General features: G+C 45.3%; 16 protein-coding genes. 7 read left to right on the top strand and 9 right to left on the bottom strand.

Features of this window, described 5'->3' with window-relative positions; genetic code table 11:
* Positions 1 to 14: 14 nt before the first annotated feature.
* Positions 15 to 458 (bottom strand): OsmC family protein, encoded by a 444-nt coding sequence (locus NYR53_RS09310; RefSeq protein ID WP_261304903.1) that lies wholly within the window; start codon positions 456 to 458, stop codon positions 15 to 17.
* A gap of 20 nt (positions 459 to 478) precedes the next feature.
* Positions 479 to 880, bottom strand: coding sequence for a DMT family transporter (locus tag NYR53_RS09305; RefSeq protein ID WP_261304902.1), 402 nt, complete (start codon positions 878 to 880; stop codon positions 479 to 481).
* A gap of 791 nt (positions 881 to 1,671) precedes the next feature.
* Here NYR53_RS09305 and NYR53_RS09300 point away from each other — a divergent pair.
* Positions 1,672 to 2,370, top strand: coding sequence for a DUF559 domain-containing protein (locus NYR53_RS09300; RefSeq protein WP_261304901.1), 699 nt, complete (start codon positions 1,672 to 1,674; stop codon positions 2,368 to 2,370).
* An 854-nt stretch (positions 2,371 to 3,224) separates the two neighbouring features.
* Here NYR53_RS09300 and NYR53_RS09295 read toward each other — a convergent pair.
* A complete protein-coding gene (locus tag NYR53_RS09295) occupies positions 3,225 to 4,946 on the bottom strand; it encodes a methyl-accepting chemotaxis protein (RefSeq protein WP_261304900.1) in 1,722 nt (573 codons plus the stop codon).
* A gap of 295 nt (positions 4,947 to 5,241) precedes the next feature.
* Here NYR53_RS09295 and NYR53_RS09290 point away from each other — a divergent pair, with 295 nt between their 5' ends.
* On the top strand, positions 5,242 to 6,177 hold the full coding sequence (locus NYR53_RS09290) for a diacylglycerol/lipid kinase family protein (RefSeq protein WP_261304899.1): 936 nt from the start codon (positions 5,242 to 5,244) through the stop codon (positions 6,175 to 6,177).
* 1 nt (position 6,178) lies between these two features.
* Here the strand turns inward: NYR53_RS09290 and lplT are convergent, their stop codons facing one another.
* From lplT to NYR53_RS09270, 4 genes are all read right to left on the bottom strand, one after another.
* A complete protein-coding gene (gene lplT / locus NYR53_RS09285) occupies positions 6,179 to 7,348 on the bottom strand; it encodes a lysophospholipid transporter LplT (RefSeq protein ID WP_261304898.1) in 1,170 nt (389 codons plus the stop codon).
* Between the two features lie 15 nt (positions 7,349 to 7,363).
* Positions 7,364 to 9,523 carry an AMP-binding protein gene (locus NYR53_RS09280; RefSeq protein ID WP_261304897.1) on the bottom strand — a complete coding sequence of 720 codons (2,160 nt, stop codon included), beginning with the start codon at positions 9,521 to 9,523 and terminating at the stop codon, positions 7,364 to 7,366.
* 706 nt (positions 9,524 to 10,229) lie between these two features.
* Positions 10,230 to 10,643, bottom strand: coding sequence for a VOC family protein (locus NYR53_RS09275; RefSeq protein ID WP_261304896.1), 414 nt, complete (start codon positions 10,641 to 10,643; stop codon positions 10,230 to 10,232).
* An 11-nt stretch (positions 10,644 to 10,654) separates the two neighbouring features.
* The gene (locus NYR53_RS09270; protein WP_261304895.1) at positions 10,655 to 11,386 is read right to left on the bottom strand and encodes a glycerophosphodiester phosphodiesterase; all 732 of its coding nucleotides are present in this window, start codon (positions 11,384 to 11,386) and stop codon (positions 10,655 to 10,657) included.
* Positions 11,387 to 11,595: 209 nt separating this feature from the next.
* Here NYR53_RS09270 and NYR53_RS09265 point away from each other — a divergent pair, with 209 nt between their 5' ends.
* The 5 genes from NYR53_RS09265 to NYR53_RS09245 all read left to right on the top strand — a co-directional run bounded on the left by NYR53_RS09265 (position 11,596) and on the right by NYR53_RS09245 (position 17,603).
* Positions 11,596 to 12,555 (top strand): carbohydrate ABC transporter permease, encoded by a 960-nt coding sequence (locus NYR53_RS09265; protein WP_261304894.1) that lies wholly within the window; start codon positions 11,596 to 11,598, stop codon positions 12,553 to 12,555.
* A complete protein-coding gene (locus tag NYR53_RS09260) occupies positions 12,552 to 13,373 on the top strand; it encodes a carbohydrate ABC transporter permease (RefSeq protein ID WP_261304893.1) in 822 nt (273 codons plus the stop codon). Before NYR53_RS09265 ends, NYR53_RS09260 begins: the two co-directional genes overlap by 4 nt.
* 88 nt (positions 13,374 to 13,461) lie before the next feature.
* Positions 13,462 to 14,853 (top strand): ABC transporter substrate-binding protein, encoded by a 1,392-nt coding sequence (locus NYR53_RS09255; protein WP_261304892.1) that lies wholly within the window; start codon positions 13,462 to 13,464, stop codon positions 14,851 to 14,853.
* A 962-nt stretch (positions 14,854 to 15,815) separates the two neighbouring features.
* Positions 15,816 to 16,904 carry a 3-phosphoserine/phosphohydroxythreonine transaminase gene (gene serC / locus NYR53_RS09250; protein ID WP_261304891.1) on the top strand — a complete coding sequence of 363 codons (1,089 nt, stop codon included), beginning with the start codon at positions 15,816 to 15,818 and terminating at the stop codon, positions 16,902 to 16,904.
* Positions 16,905 to 17,012: 108 nt separating this feature from the next.
* Positions 17,013 to 17,603, top strand: coding sequence for a YdeI/OmpD-associated family protein (locus NYR53_RS09245; protein ID WP_261304890.1), 591 nt, complete (start codon positions 17,013 to 17,015; stop codon positions 17,601 to 17,603).
* A gap of 88 nt (positions 17,604 to 17,691) precedes the next feature.
* Here NYR53_RS09245 and lpdA read toward each other — a convergent pair whose 3' ends face one another.
* Together lpdA and NYR53_RS09235 are read right to left on the bottom strand one after the other, a co-directional pair.
* On the bottom strand, positions 17,692 to 19,107 hold the full coding sequence (gene lpdA / locus NYR53_RS09240; protein WP_261304889.1) for a dihydrolipoyl dehydrogenase: 1,416 nt from the start codon (positions 19,105 to 19,107) through the stop codon (positions 17,692 to 17,694).
* A gap of 4 nt (positions 19,108 to 19,111) precedes the next feature.
* On the bottom strand, positions 19,112 to 20,425 hold the full coding sequence (locus tag NYR53_RS09235; protein ID WP_261304888.1) for a dihydrolipoamide acetyltransferase family protein: 1,314 nt from the start codon (positions 20,423 to 20,425) through the stop codon (positions 19,112 to 19,114).
* Between the last annotated feature and the right edge of the window lie 12 nt (positions 20,426 to 20,437).

Below are 20,437 nucleotides of genomic sequence, written 5' to 3'. Positions count from 1 at the left end.
AGGGATAAAATCCTCTACTCCATCAATTGATGAATCTCAGGTTCCACGATGACCTCAACATTCCCTTTTAAAGCCTTACTGATCATACAAGCCTGCTCAGCTCGATAGGCCGCTTTGCTTATTTTATCCGTAAACTCTTGGGAAGTATGAATTGGGATACCGATTCGGGGTCGGTGAATGATTTTATCTACCTTCATCGCCGGACTGCTATGGACGTATATCTCTGAGTTCAGCTCGATCGATTCAATATCTAGACGCTTCAGCAGCATACTAAGTGTGATTAAATAGCACGTCGCTGCCGCTCCAAGCAGCAACTCCTCCGGATTCGTACCGACTCCAGGACCATCTAATTGGCTTGGAACAGAGATTGCGGTAACTAGGTTACCTGTTCGAATGTGACCTGTGCCGTCCAAGCCTCCAGACCACTCCGCTTTTAGTTCAAAACGATGTTCGCTCATTTATGGCTCCTCACTTCCATCTATTTTTTCGTTTCCGAGTTTATTGCCGTTGAAGAATTTTGCGCCTGCGCGGCATTCGATTGGCCTTCGTCCCCGCTGCTGCTTATATGTAGACCAATAACCCCTAAGATGATAAGAACAATGGAAATTACTTTCAGTGTGGAAACCGATTCATTGAACCACCAGATACCGATGATCGTGATAAGTGCTGTCCCTACACCCGACCATATCGCGTAAGCCAAACTGACATCGAGCTGCTTTAGAGCCAGCGTCAGTAAAGTGAAACACAAAATATAGCAGATGCCCATAACAATAGCCGGACCTAATCTTGTAAAGCCTGAAGACATCTTCATGGCCGTCGTTCCCACTGTTTCAAATAATATAGCCAGCAGGAGGAATGTCCAATTCATATTCCAAATCATAGCAACCATCCTTTACATATCGCTGTTAATTTTTATTGTAAAGGAATGCGCCTGGTTTCACCAGTAAGCAAAAAATCGTTCTCACTCCTGGTGTCAGGGCGGGAACGATTTTTGTTTTGTTGCCATAGAAAAAGGCCATCCTTATCCCAAAAATAGATAAAAACAGCCTTATACTTGCTATTATTGATATCTATGAAATTGCAAAATTGATGTGTTGGAATCAAAACAATGAAAGCCCTACCTCTCTTCCATCCTTGCGGCTCCAATGACCGCGCCAGTACGAATTGCTTAACAAACACCTGCTGCCGAAACACTTGACGTTGCCTCGGGTTTACCATAAATGAGCTGAATTGTGCTGCGCATTGGGAGAAAAACAAACAAGGAGAGGGGGTTACTTTCTTCTCGCTAATCGTTCGTGTGGGGTAAATGAGGTTTGGTTTTAAGTGTTTATATGGTTCATTTCAATCAATTTATTTATTATATACGAGATTGTGCGGAATGTCAATGTATAAATATAGTTTACACTATGTATTTTAGTATTTTTTCTTAGCTATCCCCCTACGCCTTTGTTACCTACCATCGGTCAACGTAAATTCTAAAGGTAGGGCTGCTACTATCACTTTTAAGGTTGTTATGGTAATATCTGTTTAGACAGTAGACATCGAGTACATAAGGTACATAGGCTCAAACAAACATATTAAAATACGGCAGTGAAGCACACGCCGCTTTTCTAGTTCAGCACTTTGCTGAGCTCGAGAAGCGGCTTATTTATTCTTAGGGAGGTTAAGCAAATGAACGATCTTATGTACACTGCACACGAAAATTACCTATCTCAGCATCTAGCTATCAGAAAAGGGGAACGAGCGCGAAGGCTCAAAGAAGGCCATGGCCATGCTGAGAAAGCATTTCTTCATCAGGTTTGGTGGCCAGCATTCGGTAACTTCAACGACCTGCACCCCGAATATGAGGTGAAAGACTTCCGCGATGGCACCCGATTCCTCGATTTCGCTTTTCTACGTCATTCCCTCAAATTAGCCATCGAAATTGATGGTTACGGTGCGCACTCTTCCCAAATAAGCAGGAGTCAATTTGCCGACCAATGCAATCGCCAAAATCACCTCATTATCGATGGATGGAAGATTCTACGCTTCTCCTACGATGATGTCAAAGATCGCCCCCGCATGTGTGAACAAACTCTACAGCAGTTTATGGGGCGTTACCTTGGCGGAACATCTTTATCAGAATTTAAAATCGATTACGTAGAAAAGGAAATCATTCGAATGGCTTTAACAATTGGAAGAGCTCTTAAGCCAAGTGACGTAAGCAAGTTGCTGCATTTCAATTCAAGAAAAGCCTGCCGCATTCTTAAATCGATGTCTGAAAGATCACTCCTTAAGCCAGCTGGAGAGGGGACCAAATGCGTTAGAGCTTACAAAGTTCACGAGAATACACAGGCAATTTGGGAAGCAAATAACCAAGTTAAATATTAACTCTTAAACTTTATAATACCGTTCAAATCAAAAATCTTACTGCTCAAACTGCAAACCTGCTAACTTACCTTCTCTCAGCAGCTGAGAAGTCCTTTTCAGACGTCTCACGCCGCTTTCGTTAAACTCAGGCCTCCGAGACAACCTTTTCTGCCTTCTCAGGACGTAAAACATGCTAGATCGCCTGCTATCAGCAGCTGAGAAGTCCTTTTCAGACGTCTCGCGCCGCTTTCGCTCCATTCAGGCCTTCGAGACGGCCTTTTCTGCCTTCTCAGTAAGTAAAACATGCTAGATCGCCTGCTATCAATAGCCGAGAAGTCCTTTTCAGACCTCTCACGCGACTTTGGCTCCATTCTGGCCTCCGAGACGGCCATTTCTGCCTTCTCAGGCTGCAAACACGCTTACTCGCCTTCTATCAGCAGCTGAGAAGTCCTTTTTAGACGTCTCGCTCCTTTTTCGCTCCATTCGAGCCTCCGAGACGGCTTTTTCTGCCTTCTCAGGCTGCAAAACGCGCTTACTCGCCTGCTCTTAGCAGCTGAGAAGTCTTTTCTAGACGTCTCACGCCGCTTTCACTCCATCCAGGCCTCCGAAACGGCCTTCTCTGCCTTCTCAGGTTGCAACCCCCGCAAACTCGTCTGCTCTCAGCAGCTGAGAAGCCTTTTCCAAACCTCTCAGGACGTAACATGTTCCTTTTCTCGCCTCAGCAGACATTACGGAGGTTCCCGACGGATCATCCAATTTTAAGCGTGTTTATCTCACAATCAAGTCACTTTCATGCGCTCCCTTCGCGATAATACATTCGTATCCGCGGCAGCCTAAACAAAAAGACCGCAGGCAAACCGCCCGCGGTCATCATTCTACACCGTAAATTTCTGCAAGGAAATTTGTAATTCCTCGGCCAATCCTGCCAAGGATTTGGCCGAATTCTCGATTTCCTCGGTCGTCGACATCTGCTGCTGACTAGCAGCTGATGTCTCTTGACTGACGGAAATCCCTGTTTCCGAAACAGCACTCACGATACCCATTACTTGTTCTATGCGTAAATTAGCATCAACAAGATGTTGAATATTCAAATTCACATTTTCCACTTTCGCATTCACTTTCTCAACGGATGATTCGATGTGGACGAAGGATTCTTGCGCCTTCCCCGAAATCGATAATCCCACTTCCACTTTGCCTGCTCCAGCATGCATGGAGCTTACAGCATGATTGATCTGTCTTTGAATCGTGGAGACAAGATCCGTAATGTTGCGTGCAGACGAAGAAGATTGCTCAGCAAGCTTTCGCACTTCTCCTGCTACAACAGCGAATCCTCGACCCGCTTCTCCAGCACGAGCTGCTTCAATAGCAGCATTCAAGGAGAGAAGATTCGTTTGTGTGGAAATTTCGTTGATCACATTGACAATCTCACCAATTTTGTAAGCATTTTTACCTAATGCTTCAATCACATCGTTGACTTCGCGAACAGCATCGGAGATTTCCGTCATTTGACCGGCAATTGACACCACGGATTGTTTGCCGTTTTGTGCCGCTTGGGTTGCTTGTTCTGCGAGTTCGGCTACCTCTTGGGCTGACTCATCAATGAGCTTCGTACTTGTCAGCATTTGCTGAACAGCCTCGTTCGCTTGATTGACACCAGCAAACTGCTTATCGAAATCTTCGGATAACTTCTGGCTGGATGTCGCAACCTGCTTCGCTGCTAGGGAGCTTTGCTCCGAACTCGCTAGAAGTTCTTCGGAACTGGCCGAGAGTGTCAGCGCATTATCAGCGATCTGTTTCACTAAGCTGCGCAGACTTTCGGTCATGACATTAAAGGAGCCTGTCAATTTACCGACCTCATCCCCGTAAGGGTAGTCACCTTTTACAGAAAGATCACCTCTCGCCGCTTTCTCCATATGCTCCTGCAACCTGCGAATTGGCGTTGTAATAATCATATTTAAAGCTAGTGCATTTGCCGTCATTACGATGATTGCGATCACAATGGTAAGGATAATGACCCAATGTGACGTTGCAGAATCTGCTGTGCTTGTATGCTGAAATTGTTCAGCAGCAAACTCTTTGAGCAGAACCAATTTGTCCAACGCTTCAATCGTTTTATCACCTTGTGGTGATACCTCATTATTATACACTTGGTAGGCTACTTGATTATTTTGGGTCGCATGTTCTATCGCACTGACTATAACTTCACGGTACTTCAGATTCAGTTCCTCAAAGCTTTTAAAAGCGTCAGTTTCCTCTTTGCTTAAAGCAATTCCCGCTATTTTAGTGACCAGCTCTTTATTCTTGGCGCTGTTTTCATCTAATTTAACTTTTAATTTAACTTTGTATTTCACATCGGTCGAAAGCATCATCTCTAGCAGGTTAGCTTCGGTTTCATTAAAATTTGATTTCAATTGATTAATCCATTTGACAGATAGCAGACTTTCCTCGTACATTCTAGTAGAATTACTAGACATCTTATCCATGTAGAAATAGCCCGTAATACCTACAATAAGTAGGAACAAAATAGCGATAGCGTTCATAAGCAGCAGTTTAAATCGTAGTTTAAGATTTCGAAGGATGGACAGGTTTGCTCTCATATTTCTTACGTTCTTCAAATTACTCAAATGCAATTTCGTTTTGAATTTCAAAGTCTCCCGTTCTCCTCCCGAGTAATAAATCTTGTACCTGATCTTACTTGTCCAGTACGCAACTAAACCATTCATTTTGAATGATGTGACAAAACCTTACATTGAGGTCTTGTAATTAACCTACGGTTTATTCTACAAAACAGTGTTATCGATGTAAAGACAAAATTAGGTAATAAGTCACATAAATCACAGAAATCATGCATACAATTTATTCCATTTGCAGGTTAGATCGGAGCTAAATAAAATGAAGTTGATCGGAATTATCGTGAATCCTCTTTCGGGGGATGGTAGAGGAGCTAGTATTTGGAGAGAAATAGAGACTTATCTACAGTTAAACGATATCGCTTACATAGTAAAAGTAACGACAAAAGCAGGAGAAGCCACTGAGCACGCCATCGCACTAGTTAAAGAGTACCAAGTCGATAAACTGATCGTAATCGGTGGGGATGGAACGATTCATGAGGCTGCCGGAGGGTTATCGCACCTGCAAAATACTGGACTAAACTGCCCACTTGCGGTCATTCCAGCTGGAACAGGTAACGATTTTGCCAAGGCTTATGGCATTCCTACCCATTCTATACAAGCTCTAGAAGCTGCGTTATCGGAGACGAAGAATGTTCAAATTGATCTTCTGCGTACAAAGGGCGGAATGATTGCTGTGAATAGCATTGGGGCAGGTTTCGATGGTATGGTGGCCAAATTGACAAACGAGGCTGGCTACAAAAAATTTCTCAATCGCATTGGACTCGGTAAGTTATCTTACTTTATCTCGATCCTAAGAGTGTTCGCCACTTATCAACCCTGCACAGCATGGTTAGAAGTTGACGGCACAGTTCATGAACTACCTGACATGTGGCTGGCAGCTGTCGCCAATATTCCCTTTTACGGAGGCTCCATACAAATATGCCCTGCTGCCTCTCCTCACGACGGCGCAGCCGATGTTATCGTGATTCAAAGCAGAGGGCGATTCCGATTGCTGCCTATTCTTTTCACCGTTTATCAAGGCAAGCATATTCATCATCCCGCAGTTTCTTTCTATAAAGGGAAATCGATTTCACTTCGTACACAAATTCCTTTACTTATCCAAGCAGACGGGGAATTCGCCGGATCAACACCGCTCCAAATCGAGATTGTACCTTCTGCCTTAACCGTTATCGGGTCATCTCTGAAGGAAGGTTAACTTATACGACTATTTTCAAGCGTTGACGTTGTATAATCAGGTAACCTACGAAGCCAGCGAGTATAACAGCGATTCCCGTAATCGAGATGTCAGGCGATAAACCATCCTTGGATATTTGTGTATAGATGCCTACACCTGCGAGCATCATGGAATTTTCGAGGAAATTTTGAACAGCAATTGTTTTGCCAGCTCCCACCATTCCCTGTCCTTTATCTTGAAGCACGGTATTCATTGGTACGATAAAAACGCCGCCGCTGAAGCCTACGAGAAGCAGAAGACCTATGGTCACATATAAGTTAGTAATAAGCGGGAACAGCAATATGCTGATAATCATGACAATCCCAAATACATAGGAATTATAATATTTGCGTGCTGGAATCAATTTAGGCGTCATGAGTGCACCAACCATAATACCTACGCCCGTAACCGCAACGAGCATCGAAATCTGATCGACAGACTGTATGCCTAAATGTGCCGGCACCCATGCAATAATTGCAAGCCGGACAACGGAAGAAGTCATCCAGAATGAACCCGTACCTACAAGAGAAAAGCGAGTCGTGCGATCTTTTAACAAGAGCTTCATATCCGTTAGGAATGACCTAGCCTCTTTGACATAGCGAATGCTCGAATTGCCTGAAATTCTTGGAATTTGCAGCGTTAAAAGTAGTGAAATAAAGTATAGCGCGAAGCAGGCAACAATAGACCCAGTTAGCGAGATTTTGGCCAATACTCCGCCACACACAGAACCAATGAGAATAGCCATAATCGTATAGCCCTCAATACGTGCATTGGCACTCAGCAGCTCGCTTTCCGAATGCGTAAGAGAAGGCAGAATGCCATATTTGGCTGGTGAATACACCGCGGCACCTAACCCGACAATTCCGTAGCTGACAGCAGGATCAAGATGCAGGAACAGGGCTATAATTCCAATGGCTTTGATGGCGTTTCCGATGAGAAGGACCTGGGATTTCGCATTTTTATCTGCAAAGGCCCCAACGAACGGTGCGAAAATAACGAAAGCTACAAGAAAGCAAGCTTGCACAACGCCAATATAGTAATCAGGGAATGCATTTTGTTTAATGATGGCCAGGGTAATGAAGAGAATCATATTATCGGCAAAAGCGGAAAGAAATTGCGTCACATACAGTGTCTGAAGTGGATTCATTTTCATAACATTTCGCTCCCTTTAGGTTTCATGATCATCCTTCAGCGCCAATCGCTTGATCGTCACATAGTCTACTTTCCCGCTTCCTAGAAGAGGAAGTTTTTCCACATAACGAATCTCCGAAGGCATGTAGAAGGAGGGATGGCCCTGCTGTTTCATCGACTCTCTGATTTGTTGAAGCTGGACATCGGGGATATTGTGATAGACAACAATCCGTTCCCCTTTACGCATATCTGGCACACTAACCGCTGCGCATATCGCCTGAGGCGGCAAGCTTGCAGTCACAAGTTCCTCCACCATCGGCAGTGACACTTTCTCCCCTCCAATTTTGGCAAAAGACTGCAGCCTTGCTTGAATCGAGATATACCCATGATCATCTATTTGAACAACATCCCCGCAGCTATACCACTCTGGGCAAGGTACGAATCCTTGACCATGAATGAGATACCCTTTCATCACATTAGGTCCCTTCACCAACAAGTTACCGCCAAACTCAATTCCTTCCACCTTTTCCAAACGGTATTCCATACCTGGCAGCACTCTCCCCACTGTACCCTTCTTTGCGTACATAGGTGTGTTAAGCGAAATGACAGGCGCTGTCTCTGTTGTGCCATATCCCTCAAGAATCCGAATCCCAAATTTATCCGACCAGGTTTGACGGACCTCCTCCTTCAATTTCTCAGCACCTGCCACGACATATTTGAGTGAATGGGCAAAATCATACGCATGTGCGGTTCTCGCATAAGCCGATAGAAAAGTTGAAGTCCCAAACAGAATCGTAATATTACGATCGTAGACTAGCTCCGGAATGACTTTATAGTGTAAGGGATTAGGGTAAAGAACCACTTTCATACCGGAAAGAATGGGCAGCATCGTTCCTGCCGTCAAGCCAAAGGAATGAAACATCGGCATCGCGCCAAGCACAATATCTGATCCATTAAAGGCAATTACAGCCTTGGCCTGCTGAATATTTGCAAACACATTGCGGTGTGTAAGGACGACCCCCTTCGGTTTACTTTCACTGCCTGATGTAAAAAGAACAACCTCGTTCTTTCCTGAGCCCACTGGTCCGTGAACTTTCCTTATATATTGAAAAATACCGGCACATTTATGTTTAAAAGTGATACTTTGTTTAACATCTTCGAGATAAACAATCTTGAAAGCACCGCTAGCGGTATGGATAAAATCGGCGAGTCCCGCTTTGTCGATGAACGCTTTGGACGTAATAATCGTCTCCACAGCGGCTGTTTCGCAAGCATCCAACATCGTCTGCTTACCAGCCGAATAATTCAATACCGCCGGTGTTACTCCTAATCGGAATAATGTAAATAAGGTGACTACATGTGCAGCAGCATTAGGCAATAAAACGGCAGCTCGGTTCTGTTCTTTAAGAATCTGCTTTAGGAGCCCTGCCATCGTATACGTTGTGAGCAGTAATTTGCGGTATGTTAAAGCGGAGTCACTTATGATATCTTCACAAATTACCGTAGAATTGCCAAGAAGTTTAGCAGCTATTAGCATCTCGTTGAATAAATTAAGCTCAGGCTTCATTCGGCTTTCCAGCAAATGATTCAGCATGCGGCTGCGAATGATATCTGTTGCCCGCTCCTTCTGAATTCGCTTCGAGATCTGTTCACTCATGGGCACTTGAAAAGCTTCGCCAAACGTGATGCTCACTGCCGGAAACCAGAACTGCTTCAATTTGCCGCGAAGATAAGATAGCTTCGAATGCTCAAGGCCATTAATCGCAACCGGCACCATACGAGCCTGAGATCTCAGGGCAATGTAGCCAATCCCACCATAAACCTTCATCATGCCACCGGTAGTTGTGATTCGTCCTTCTGGAAAAACAACAAGCGGGGTTCCGCTTTGCACTGTTCTGAGCATAGTCCGTACCGAGTAGGGATTCAAAGGATCTACCGCGATATTCGTCCGAAAAAGGAGCAACCAAGCAAACCGCTTTGCAATCTTGGTGTTTACAACAAATGCCACTTCTTTTGGCAGTATCAGAGCTAAAAACACAGCATCCAGTAAAGATACGTGATTAGGAATAAGCACCGTTTTCTCTGTCAAATCGAGCTGCTCCATCCCTCTAACTTTGACCTTAAAGCTTGTCATCAAAACTGGACGCAATAGGGGAAGTAACATCTTTATCAGAGCAACAAACAACCATTTGATCATTGGGACTCCTCCTAAGAGCTTTGCTTTTAGCAAAGCTATCTTCGTAAGCATCGGCTGAGCTTTGCTTTAGCTAAACTGGGGTCGTACGCATAAGCTATTGGGCTTCTCTTAATACCTGATCATAATTCCATTGTATGCATTTGCCTGGAATCTGATAGTACTAACTTTGCGTAGTACCCGCTCTTGGAGGATTTATTTTCTATGACGCTAACGTCTTGAAGATGAGGCGTTATTTGCTTATTTCCAAGCAAACTTCCTTTCTTTGAAGGGATCGATGGTTTATTTTAGATCTATTTGCTTATTATGCGGAACGTCAGTTCGCTATTTGTGAATAATTAGCCGTTTTCCGGCTCGAAGAGGAACGACAATCCGCTATTTCCCCTTTTTCCACTTGATTGAAAAGGTTTTGAGTAAAATAGCGAACTGACGTTCCGCAACTTGGTTGTTTTCGTCAAAAACATCAAAATAGCGACCTCTCGTTCCTCTAATTGTTGCGAATATCGCTTCTCAGCTCACATCCTCCAACCTCACCGCCGCTCCCGTTTACTTTATCCTCAGATTCCGTGCTTAGCTTAACCACCTCTAGCCGAAAGCACGGTTTCCGAGTCTATCGCTAAAATTCGAACGTACGTTCCAAAAAAAATGAACTATTTCAACAAAAAGAGACCCATGCATCCAACTGCATAAGTCTCTCTCTAAAAACATTTTAATTTCCAGTAGGGACTTCACTGGTAATCGCCAAAGTATTTCCCTCTGTATCCCGGAAAAAAGCCATCCAAATATCGAAGCTGCCCATATTAGCTACCACATGCGGTTCACTAATAAAGGACACACCTCGTTCGAGAAAAGCCTCATAGACCTGCTTAATGTCCTCAACCTTATAATAAATAACAGAGCCAGGATGATTAAATTCAGGTTTTTCAGGTAGGCCAATCATCAATCGAATGCCATTGCATTCAAAAAAAGCCATTTGAGAAGCTTGAAACAAAAACTTCATGCCTAATGTGTCGCGGTAAAAAGCAACGGCTCTAGGAATGTCAACTGCATTTACTGAGATTTGCCCAATTTGAGTTAAGCTGATCTCGCTCATACGATTCCCCTTCCAAACTATGATACCCATATTCTACCATACTATAGGTTCAATAGCTCCCTAAGCCTAGCTGGGTAATCAGTAATTATTCCGGAAACACCGGAGGCGATCATTCTACGATAATCGGCCAAGTCATTCACCGTATAAGGATAAACAGCAAGCCCAGAGGCTACTGCCGCTGCAACATCATCTTGTTCTATGCAATGGTGATGAGGATGCAGCGAAAACACGTCCACAGCCATTTGCGCAGCATATGCTGAATGATCAATAAGGTTTGCAGCGTACAACAACCCTACCTTCACCTCAGGTTCAGCCTGCTTAATACGACGAATCACCTTATGATCGAAGGATGAGATGACCACGTCTTCTAATCTGCCACTTTCACGCAAAAATGCTAGCAACGCCTTCTCCATTCGCCCTTCATAAGCATGCTTCACTTCCACATTGATGAAGAACCCCCGCGGCAATAAATCGAATACTTCACGCAGAAGTGGTAACCGTTCCCCCCTGAACGCCTCTGAAAACCAAGCCCCAGCATCCAACGACCTCAATTCACTCCAATTGTGTTCGCAAATAAGTCCGGAACCATTCGTCGTTCGGTCCAGCGTAGCATCATGACAGACGACAATCTCTCCATCTTTCGTAATATGTACATCTAATTCGATACCTTCTGCCCCTTGCTCTACAGCTAATGCAAAAGAAGCTAGCGTATTTTCCGGCGCTTCCCCAGCCGCTCCGCGATGTCCAATTACGATCGGTTTATTTTTGTTCATTATTTAACACTCCCAACTTAGTAAGCTTCTACTATTCTCAAATTATAGATGAAATGACTCGTTCTTGCCCACTATTCAATCGTAAAGGTTAAGTAAACGAGTGGAAAAAATCCACAAATTATTATTCTCTATTTAACACGGGTCAAATAAAGCATCGTTAAGCTAGAAAACAAAGCACTAGTCTAATAACGTTCGTGAAGGAGCACCGAATGAATACGATAGAAAGAGATTTGCCGCTTTCAACAACAACCAAACCAACAGCAAAAGTGGGGCAACCTCCCCGTGCGCTTATCAACCAGAAATGGGCCGAAACGCTGCTTGGTTATGTTTTCTTATTGCCTTCGCTCTTGCTGTTTGCGATTTTTCTATTTTACCCCCTGATTCAAACCTTTTATCTGAGCTTTCATGAGACTGATCCGAGAGGCAGAGTTGCTTCATACGTTGGTTTAGATAACTTCATTGCTATCTTCACTTCCGAGCGATTCTATAAAAGTTTGGAAGTCACAGGTCTTTTCACACTTCTTACCGTGCCAACCGGCATCGTTCTTGCACTTTTACTCGCCGCACTTACACATAATCACTTGAAGGGCATGAGAATCTTCCAATTCATCTTTTCGCTGCCTGTTGTTCTTTCCGTAGGAACCTCTGCGGTGATTTGGATGATGCTATTTCACCCGAGTGTCGGGATGTTGAATTACTTACTTAGCGTTGTTGGTTTAGAGCCAGTGGCTTGGTTAACAGATCCAAGATGGGCACTGCTTTCCGTTTCTATGATGACGGTTTGGATGAATCTCGGCTTTAACTACATTGTACTTTTAAGTGGTTTACAAGGAATTCCAGAAGAGATCTATGATAGTGCCAAAATCGACGGATCAGGTCCCTTACGTACCTTTATCCAAATCATATTCCCCTTGCTATCACCGACGGTGTTCTTCGTCACCATTGTGTCGATCATAGGTGCATTTCAGTCCTTCGGACAGATTCACATTTTGACCAAAGGCGGTCCTGTTAATTCCACAGATGTCCTTGTATACAGCCTTTATCAGGATGCCTTTATCAACTTCCGATTCGGGACGGGTAGTGCTCAAGCCCTTGTCTTGTTTACGATCATCCTTATTTTCACCGCCCTGCAATTTAAAGTTTTTGAAAGGAATGTGCACTATCAATGACCCATCGATTACAAAATAGCTTTGTTTATGTACTGCTGATCATTTTAGCTGCACTTGTGCTGTACCCTATTTTTTATACGTTTACCGCAGCATTCATGACACCTGAGGAAGCATCGGCCTATCCGCCCCGCTTCTGGCCGAGCAGCTTTTATATCGGCAGTATCGTTGCTGTTTTCAAATTAGTTCCTATCGGTAAATTTATTGCCAACAGTTTAATCGTCTCGATCATCATTACGGCTGGACAGCTCATTACATCCAGTATGGCCGCTTATGCTTTTGCTAATATTCGATTCAAGGGAAAAGCTGCTATCTTCGCGATATTTATGGCCACCATGATGATTCCATGGGAAGTCACCATCATTCCAAACTATTTGACGGTCAAAAAATGGGACTGGCTCGATAGCATTCAGGGCTTAACCGTTCCATTCCTAGCGACTGCTTTTGGCACCTTCCTCCTGCGCCAATTTTTCTTACAGCTGCCTAAAGAGCTGTTCGAAGCAGCGCGGATTGATGGCTGCGGACATTTCCGCTGCTTTTTTCGAATTGTGCTTCCCCTAGGTCGCCCAGCACTTGCTACACTTGCCGTTTATGCATTCCTTAGCTCGTGGAACAGTTACTTATGGCCGCTACTCATCACGAACAGCGAGGCCATGCGAACAGTTCAAATTGGCATCGCCATGCTCCAATTCGAAGAATTAACCGTTTGGAACTTAGTCTTAGCAGGAGTAACTATAATCTTGCTGCCTTCCCTATTGCTTTTAGTACTCGGATTAAAGCAGCTCGTTCGAGGTCTTACAGCTGGTGCTGTGAAAGGCTAATCCCATGCAAGATGGCTGCTCTGTTCAGCAATAAGCTGACCCAGATTTCCATAAATTATAGAAATGATAAGGGAGAGAAACGAAAACAATGAAGACATTGAAAATGAGAAGTTCTGCGATCGCACTAACAGCACTCATGGTGCTATTGACTAGTGCATGCGGCAAAGCTGAAACAACGACATCAGGCAGTACTACAGATACTAAATCATCCGCTTCTCCTACAGCCGCAGACACAAAAAAATCGGCTGAACCGGTTAAAGTTATATGGTGGCACTCCATGAGCGGTGAGCTTGGCAAAGCCGTTGATAAGCTTGTTGCTGACTTCAACTCTTCCCAAAAAGATGTTCAAGTTGAAGCTGTTTTTCAAGGTACTTACGATGAAAGCTTAAATAAAATGAAAGCTTCTATGGATACCAAAAGCGGTCCTTCCCTTATTCAAGTATACGAAATCGGCTCCCGTTTCATGATCGACTCCAAGGCTATTACACCCGTACAAAAGTATGTCGACGCTGATAAATTTGACCTCTCCCAGCTGGAAGATAACATTCTGAATTACTATAAATTCGATGGCAAACTGTATTCCATGCCTTTCAACACATCGAATCCGATCCTCTATTACAACAAAGACATGTTTAAAGCTGCCGGACTTGATCCTGAAAAGCCGCCAACGACCTTTGAAGACGTCGCCAAGGTTTCTCAAGCATTAAGCAAAGACGGTAAAGCAGGCGCTTCCTTCGCCATCTATGGTTGGTTCATGGAGCAATTCTTTGCTGGACAAGGTGCTGAATACCTTAACAATGGTAACGGTCGTACGGCTGCTGCTACGGAGTCCTTGGTGGGCAGTGAAGCAGGCGTGAAGACATTGACATGGTGGAAGCAAATGGTCGACAACAAAACAGCTACTAACCTTGGACGCAAGACGGATGATACGAAGAAAGCGTTCTTGGCTGGCCAAGTCGCTATGACATTGGATTCCACAGCTTCACTACGCGGGATCGTGAGCGGCGCTGACGGTAAATTCCAAGTCGGAACCAGCACTCTGCCTAAACCAGCTGATGCGAAGGATGGCGGTGTTGTTGTCGGTGGCGCAAGTCTCTACATCTTAAACAACAAATCCGAAGCTGAGCAAAAAGGCGCATGGGAGTTCATTAAATTCCTGACAACTCCACAAACACAAGCTTGGTGGCACGTCAACACGGGCTACTTCCCAATTACAAAGAAAGCCTACGACGAGCAGCTGGTTAAGGATAACCTTGCCAAATATCCGCAATTCCAAACCGCAATTGATCAACTGCACAATACAAAAGCTAATAAAGCCACACAAGGTGCTGTCATGGGTGTATTCCCAGAAGCGCGCCAGCTAGTAGAAACAGCGGTTGAAGAAGCTTTGACAGGTAAGAAGGCGCCGAAGGAAGCGCTTGATGCTGCTGCGAAGAGCATTACGGAGAAAATTGGCACTTATAATAAGACAGTGAAGTAATTGGAAACAATCAGCTGAAAAGCACTTAGGGAGCTAACTGGCGTCGGTACTACACCGACGCCGGTTTTTCACTTTCTATGTGGACGATCTGTTATTCGTACAAGAAAAAACCTCAGCTCTGCCTCAGGTCCTTGGTGTAACCCATTCTTTCGTGTATAGGAAGGGATGTGGGTTCCAAGCGCTGTTGAAGTTGTTTATTTCAATTTATTAGGCTTTAACTACACGATTAGTATTTGCAGGTTCCTTTGTAAGGGACTACTTGCTGTTCGTTGGTGTACATGGGGCTTTAGTGTTAAGCAGTTGATCCCCTTAGGGCTTCACCAACGTACGAGGAGAACGATTATTCAGCGGCTCACAATAACTGCGAAAGTGCAGATATTTTTGCTAAAATCGTTTGAAAAGAGGAAAAGTCTGCTATTATGCTGGAATTTTAGCTTTTCCATCCTGAAATTAAAAAAAGACAGCAAAAGCCTGCGCAATTGCAGGAATGTGCGAATAGGAGCTATTCAAAGAAAAAAAGCATGTACAATTGCAGGTTTACCACAACCACAGTCGCTTCTTCTGGTTAAAGCTAGCTCAAACTCCAAACATACAAATATAAGAAAAACGGCTTACGGCTTACATCCGTCACATTCACCAAAACTCTCCAAAAACGATTGACCTTTTCTACAAATAGGCTTATACTTCTAGTCAATATCCATACCTGATCGTGCCTATGAAGAGATTCCAACTCGGAGGCGTTTTCGCCAAGAACAACCCTTTGCGCCCAGCAAAGTCAGTCATTCTAAGTTAACCGGCACCGCCCGTTACCGCGGAACCAAGTGGAGAAGCATTCACCAGAATGTTTCTTAAATTGGGTGGCACCGCGAGCAAACGCTCCTCGTCCCAATCGGATGAGGGCGTTTTTTGTTATTTTCAGGGCCACAGCCGTTTTACCACATTCATACGGGAGGTAATTAGAAATGACGAAACGACGGTACAATTTTAACCCAGGACCCGCTGCACTGCCTTTGGAAGTACTTGAAGAGGCACAAGAGCAATTTGTGGACTATCAAGGGACGGGTATTTCACTTCTTGAAATGTCTCATCGAAGCCGCACGGTTGAAGATCTGAATCAGGAAACCCAACAGCTTCTTCTGAATCTGCTCGGCCTGCCTAGCAGTTATGAAGTGCTTTTTATGGGTGGTGGGGCGAGCACACAGTTCGCTCTACTTCCGTTAAACTTTTTAAACATGAATCAAACGGCCAATTATGTATTGACGGGGAGCTTTTCGGAAAAAGCTTACAATGAAGCTTCTTATGTCGGGCTCACACATATCGCGGCAAGCTCCAAAGACCAGCAATGGCGCAGTATCCCTGAGTTATCAGCAGACCAACTAGCACCTGATTCGGCATACATTCACATCACCATGAACAACACGATTGAAGGTTCCCGTTACAACAAAATTCCGGAAGTAGGGAGCACGCCTCTTGTAGCCGATATGACGAGTGAGATACTAAGTAGAAAGCTTGATCTGCAAAAGTTTTCCATGATTTATGCTGGCGCTCAGAAAAATCTCGGTCCCGCCGGGGTTACAGTTGCCATCATCCGCGAAGACTGGCTGGAGAAAGCGTCCAAGACGATCCCTGAGATCATGCGCTATGAAACGTTCGCCAAAAACAAGTCGCTGTTCAACACGCCGCCTGTTCACGCCATTTACATGATGAATTTGGTGCTAAAATGGGTAGTGAATAAAGGCGGCGTAGAGCAATTAGAAGAGCTTAATCGCATAAAGTCCGCCCTAATTTATGATGTTATTGATCATAGCGAAGGATTCTACAAGGGAATCATTGAAGTTAACAATCGTTCGCATATGAATATCACTTGGCGGTTGGCCAATGAAGGAATCGAGCGTCAGTTTATCGAAGAATCAGAGGCAAACGGCTTTGAAGGTTTGGCCGGTCATCGAAGCGTCGGAGGTCTGCGTGCTTCGGCATACAATGCCGTTCCATTCGAAGCCTGTCAGGCTTTGGCTGATTTTATGATAGATTTTGCAAGAAGAATTGGTTAAATCATAAAGAAATGAGGAAGTTCCGTGGAAAACGCGCTCGCTAAGAAGCTACGTTTAGGAAGTTGTAAACGAGCACTCATTATGAACGCGCCAGAGGGGTATCTCGACATGCTGAAACCCTATCCTGAAGGCGTTCTGGTGACGGATCAAATAGAATCTACTATGGCTTATGATTTTGTCCAGGTATTCGTCCACACGCTTACTGAGGTCCAGCAGTTGGCTCCCAAAGCCATTAAGGCCGTAACACCTGAGGGCATGCTGTGGATCAACTATCCCAAAGGAACCTCAAAATTAAAAACGGACATCAATCGCGACTCTGGCTGGCAAACGGTCACCGATTTGCAGTTTGAAGGCGTGAGTCTTGTGTCCATCGACGAGACGTGGTCAGCTATGCGGTTTCGCCCTATCGGCCTCGTGAAGACGCCGCGCAGCGAGCGATTAGCTAACCGGGCTACTACTAGTACTAATGCGGAATCAGCAACTGGTGAGAAAGTTGTTATTGTCCCGGATGATCTCGCAGAAGCTTTTCGCGTGAATCCCATAGCAGCTGATTTCTTTGCAACGCTTTCCTACAGCAACCGCAAGGAATACGTGCAGTGGATTACAGAAGCCAAACGTGAGGAAACACGCAGTGCACGAATCGTCAAGACGGTGGAGAAGCTGCTGCAAGGTATCAAAAATCCCAGATTCAAAGAATAAAAACAAAAAGAGTCCCGTAGAGCGGCTAATGCCAAACTCTCGGGACTTTTTATCTAAAGGTAAGAGAAACTATAGGAATAAAAGCTAATTATTTACCGAGTTGGTGAATCGGGTGACCAAGCGCACCTTCCGCGGCATCCATGATCATTTCTGTCAAAGTTGGATGTGCATGAATCGTAAGTGCGATGTCCTCCAAGTTAGCGCCCATCTCAACCGCAAGAGCAAGCTCACCGATCAAGTTAGATGCTTCTGGACCAACGATTTGACCACCAAGCAGTTGGCCTGTTTCTTTGTCTCCGACAAGCTTCACGAAGCCTTGACCCGCGTTCAAAGAGTTAGCTCGACCGTTTGCTGCATAAGGGAATTTACCAATTGTTACATTGATGCCTTGTGCTTTCGCTTCAGTTTCACTCAAACCTACACCAGCAATTTCCGGATCTGAGAATACAACAGCAGGCATTGCTTTGTAATCTACGATACTGGAGTGACCCGCGATTGCTTCCGCAGCCACTTTAGCTTCATAGGAAGCTTTGTGCGCCAATGAAAGACCAGGTACAACATCACCAATTGCGAAAATATGCGGAATGCTCGTTCTGCCTTGGTTATCGACTTCGATTAAACCGCGATCTGTCATTTTCAAGTTAATAAGGTCAAGACCAAGCTCGCCATCTGTGTTTGGACGACGACCGACAGTTACTAATACGTAATCCGCTGTCACTTGCTTTTCTTCGCCTTTTACTGTGAACGTGACGGTAACGTCGTTCTCCGTTTTCGTGCAGGATTGTGCCAGAGCTTCGGTATGAACCTCTACGCCGACTTTATCCAGACTGCGTGCAACAAGTTTCGTAAATTCTTTTTCAAAGCCTGGAAGCACATGATCGGAGCCTTCAAGCACAGTCACTTTTGTACCGAACTTCGCGTAGGTTTGACCTAGCTCGATTCCGATATAGCCACCGCCGATAACGACCATGCTTTTCGGAATTTCAGGCAAGTTCAGCGCTTCTGTGGAAGAAATGATTCTTCCGCCATATGGGAATGCTTTCAGCTCGATCGGACGGGAACCCGTCGCGATAATGCAGTGCTTGAAGCGGTAGCGAGGGGCTTCTGCATCGTTGAACACACGTGCTTCATGTTCATTGATGAACATCACTTCGCCTTGGAACGTTTGGATCTTGTTGCCTTTGAGCAGCGCGCCAACGCCGCCCGTTTGTTTCGCAACAATGCTGTTTTTCCATGCTTGTACTTTTGCAAAGTCTACTTTCACGTTCTCCACAGAGATACCCATGCTATCAGCGTGCTGTGCATGCTCATAGGTGTGAGCTGCAGAGATCAAAGCTTTGGATGGGATACAGCCGCGGTTTAAGCACACGCCGCCCCATTCCGCTTTATCAACAATCAGAACACTTTGCCCAAGCTGAGCAGCACGGATCGCAGCTACGTAACCGCCGGGACCTGCACCAATGACCAACAAATCAATATCTAAAGAAGCATCTCCTACTACCATGCTGTTACACCTCCAAGACGAGAAGCTCTGGATCAGCCAGAAGCTGTTTGATGTAGTTCAGGAAGCTTTGTGCTGTCGCTCCATCCACGATACGGTGGTCGAAGCTCAAGGAAAGCGCCATAACCGATGCTGCAACGATTTGTCCGTTTTTCACAACTGGTTTCTCCGTGATACGGCCTGCACCCAGGATCGCAACTTCAGGGAAGTTGATAACTGGCGTGAAGAACATACCGCCTACGGAGCCAATGTTTGTAATGGAGATCGTGCCGCCTTTCATTTCGTTCGGAGCCAATTTGCCTTCGCGACCGCGAACGGCAAGGTCTTTAATCGAAGAAGCGATCGACCATATATTTTTGCGGTCTGCATCATGAATAACAGGAACAAGCAATCCGTTATCTGTATCTGTTGCAATCCCGATGTTGTAGTACTTTTTGTAGACGATCTCTTGTTTCTCTTCGTCGATCATTGCGTTAAGCGCTGGGAATTGACGGCAAGCCGCGACCAATGCTTTCACGATGAAAGGCAGGTAAGTCAACTTCACGCCTTTTTTCTCGGCGAGCGGCTTCGTGCGCTCACGCAGTGCGACTAGTGCTGATACGTCGATTTCGTCCATCAATGTCACGTGCGGAGCCGTGTACACGGATTTAACCATAGCGTTCGCGATAACTTTCCGGATTCCTTTGAACGGAACCCGCTCCTCAACGCGATCGCCTGTGACAACCTGCTGCGCAGCCGCAGGTGTCGTGCCGCCAGCTGCTACTGATGACGCAGCTGGCTCAACTGCGGCCGGAGCTGCCGCCGCAGCTCCGTTAAAGCCAAGCACGTCCTCGCGTGTTACGCGGCCGTGCTTACCTGTAGGCGTCACCTCTGCGAGTGTGATGCCTTGCTCTCTTGCCAGCTTGCGCACGCTAGGCGTCGCAAGCACTTCGCGGCCTGCGCCAGCGCTTGGCACTGATGACGGTGCTGGAGCAGCCGCCGCAGGCGCTGCTGCAGGTGCTGGTGCTACCGCAACAGCTGTAGCAGCTGGCGCAGCGTGGCTGTCGCTCTTGTGATGCATCGACTCAGCAGGCAGCTCGCCTGTCACTTCAATCGTCATAACGAGCTCGCCAATATTACAAATTTGTCCTTCTTTAACGGCTACAGAAACAACTTTACCTTCAACCGGACATGGAACTTCAACGACCGCTTTATCGTTCTGTACTTCCATAAGAATCGTTTCGTCTGTTACGGTGTCACCCGCTTTAACCAACAGCTTTACGATCTCGCCTTCATGAATGCCCTCACCAAGCTCTGGGAACTTGTATTCAAACAAAGCCACGTGCACAACCTC

Origin of the sequence: Paenibacillus andongensis (assembly GCF_025369935.1) — a bacterium.
Lineage (GTDB): Bacteria > Bacillota > Bacilli > Paenibacillales > NBRC-103111 > Paenibacillus_E > Paenibacillus_E andongensis.
The sequence above is the reverse complement of the archived record's forward strand: the minus strand, read 5'-3'. Positions and strand labels throughout refer to the sequence as shown.

Coding starts and splice junctions, on each gene's coding strand:
- NYR53_RS09270 (WP_261304895.1), bottom strand. CDS start 11,386: ATGAACAAAAATAAACCGATCGTAATTGGACATCGCGGAGCGGCTGGG.
- NYR53_RS09275 (WP_261304896.1), bottom strand. CDS start 10,643: ATGGGTATCATAGTTTGGAAGGGGAATCGTATGAGCGAGATCAGCTTA.
- NYR53_RS09255 (WP_261304892.1), top strand. CDS start 13,462: ATGAAGACATTGAAAATGAGAAGTTCTGCGATCGCACTAACAGCACTC.
- NYR53_RS09280 (WP_261304897.1), bottom strand. CDS start 9,523: ATGATCAAATGGTTGTTTGTTGCTCTGATAAAGATGTTACTTCCCCTA.
- NYR53_RS09245 (WP_261304890.1), top strand. CDS start 17,013: ATGCTGAAACCCTATCCTGAAGGCGTTCTGGTGACGGATCAAATAGAA.
- NYR53_RS09295 (WP_261304900.1), bottom strand. CDS start 4,946: ATGAGAGCAAACCTGTCCATCCTTCGAAATCTTAAACTACGATTTAAA.
- NYR53_RS09310 (WP_261304903.1), bottom strand. CDS start 458: ATGAGCGAACATCGTTTTGAACTAAAAGCGGAGTGGTCTGGAGGCTTG.
- NYR53_RS09260 (WP_261304893.1), top strand. CDS start 12,552: ATGACCCATCGATTACAAAATAGCTTTGTTTATGTACTGCTGATCATT.
- NYR53_RS09265 (WP_261304894.1), top strand. CDS start 11,596: ATGAATACGATAGAAAGAGATTTGCCGCTTTCAACAACAACCAAACCA.
- NYR53_RS09300 (WP_261304901.1), top strand. CDS start 1,672: ATGAACGATCTTATGTACACTGCACACGAAAATTACCTATCTCAGCAT.
- NYR53_RS09290 (WP_261304899.1), top strand. CDS start 5,242: ATGAAGTTGATCGGAATTATCGTGAATCCTCTTTCGGGGGATGGTAGA.
- serC (WP_261304891.1), top strand. CDS start 15,816: ATGACGAAACGACGGTACAATTTTAACCCAGGACCCGCTGCACTGCCT.
- NYR53_RS09305 (WP_261304902.1), bottom strand. CDS start 880: ATGATTTGGAATATGAATTGGACATTCCTCCTGCTGGCTATATTATTT.
- lplT (WP_261304898.1), bottom strand. CDS start 7,348: ATGAAAATGAATCCACTTCAGACACTGTATGTGACGCAATTTCTTTCC.
- lpdA (WP_261304889.1), bottom strand. CDS start 19,107: ATGGTAGTAGGAGATGCTTCTTTAGATATTGATTTGTTGGTCATTGGT.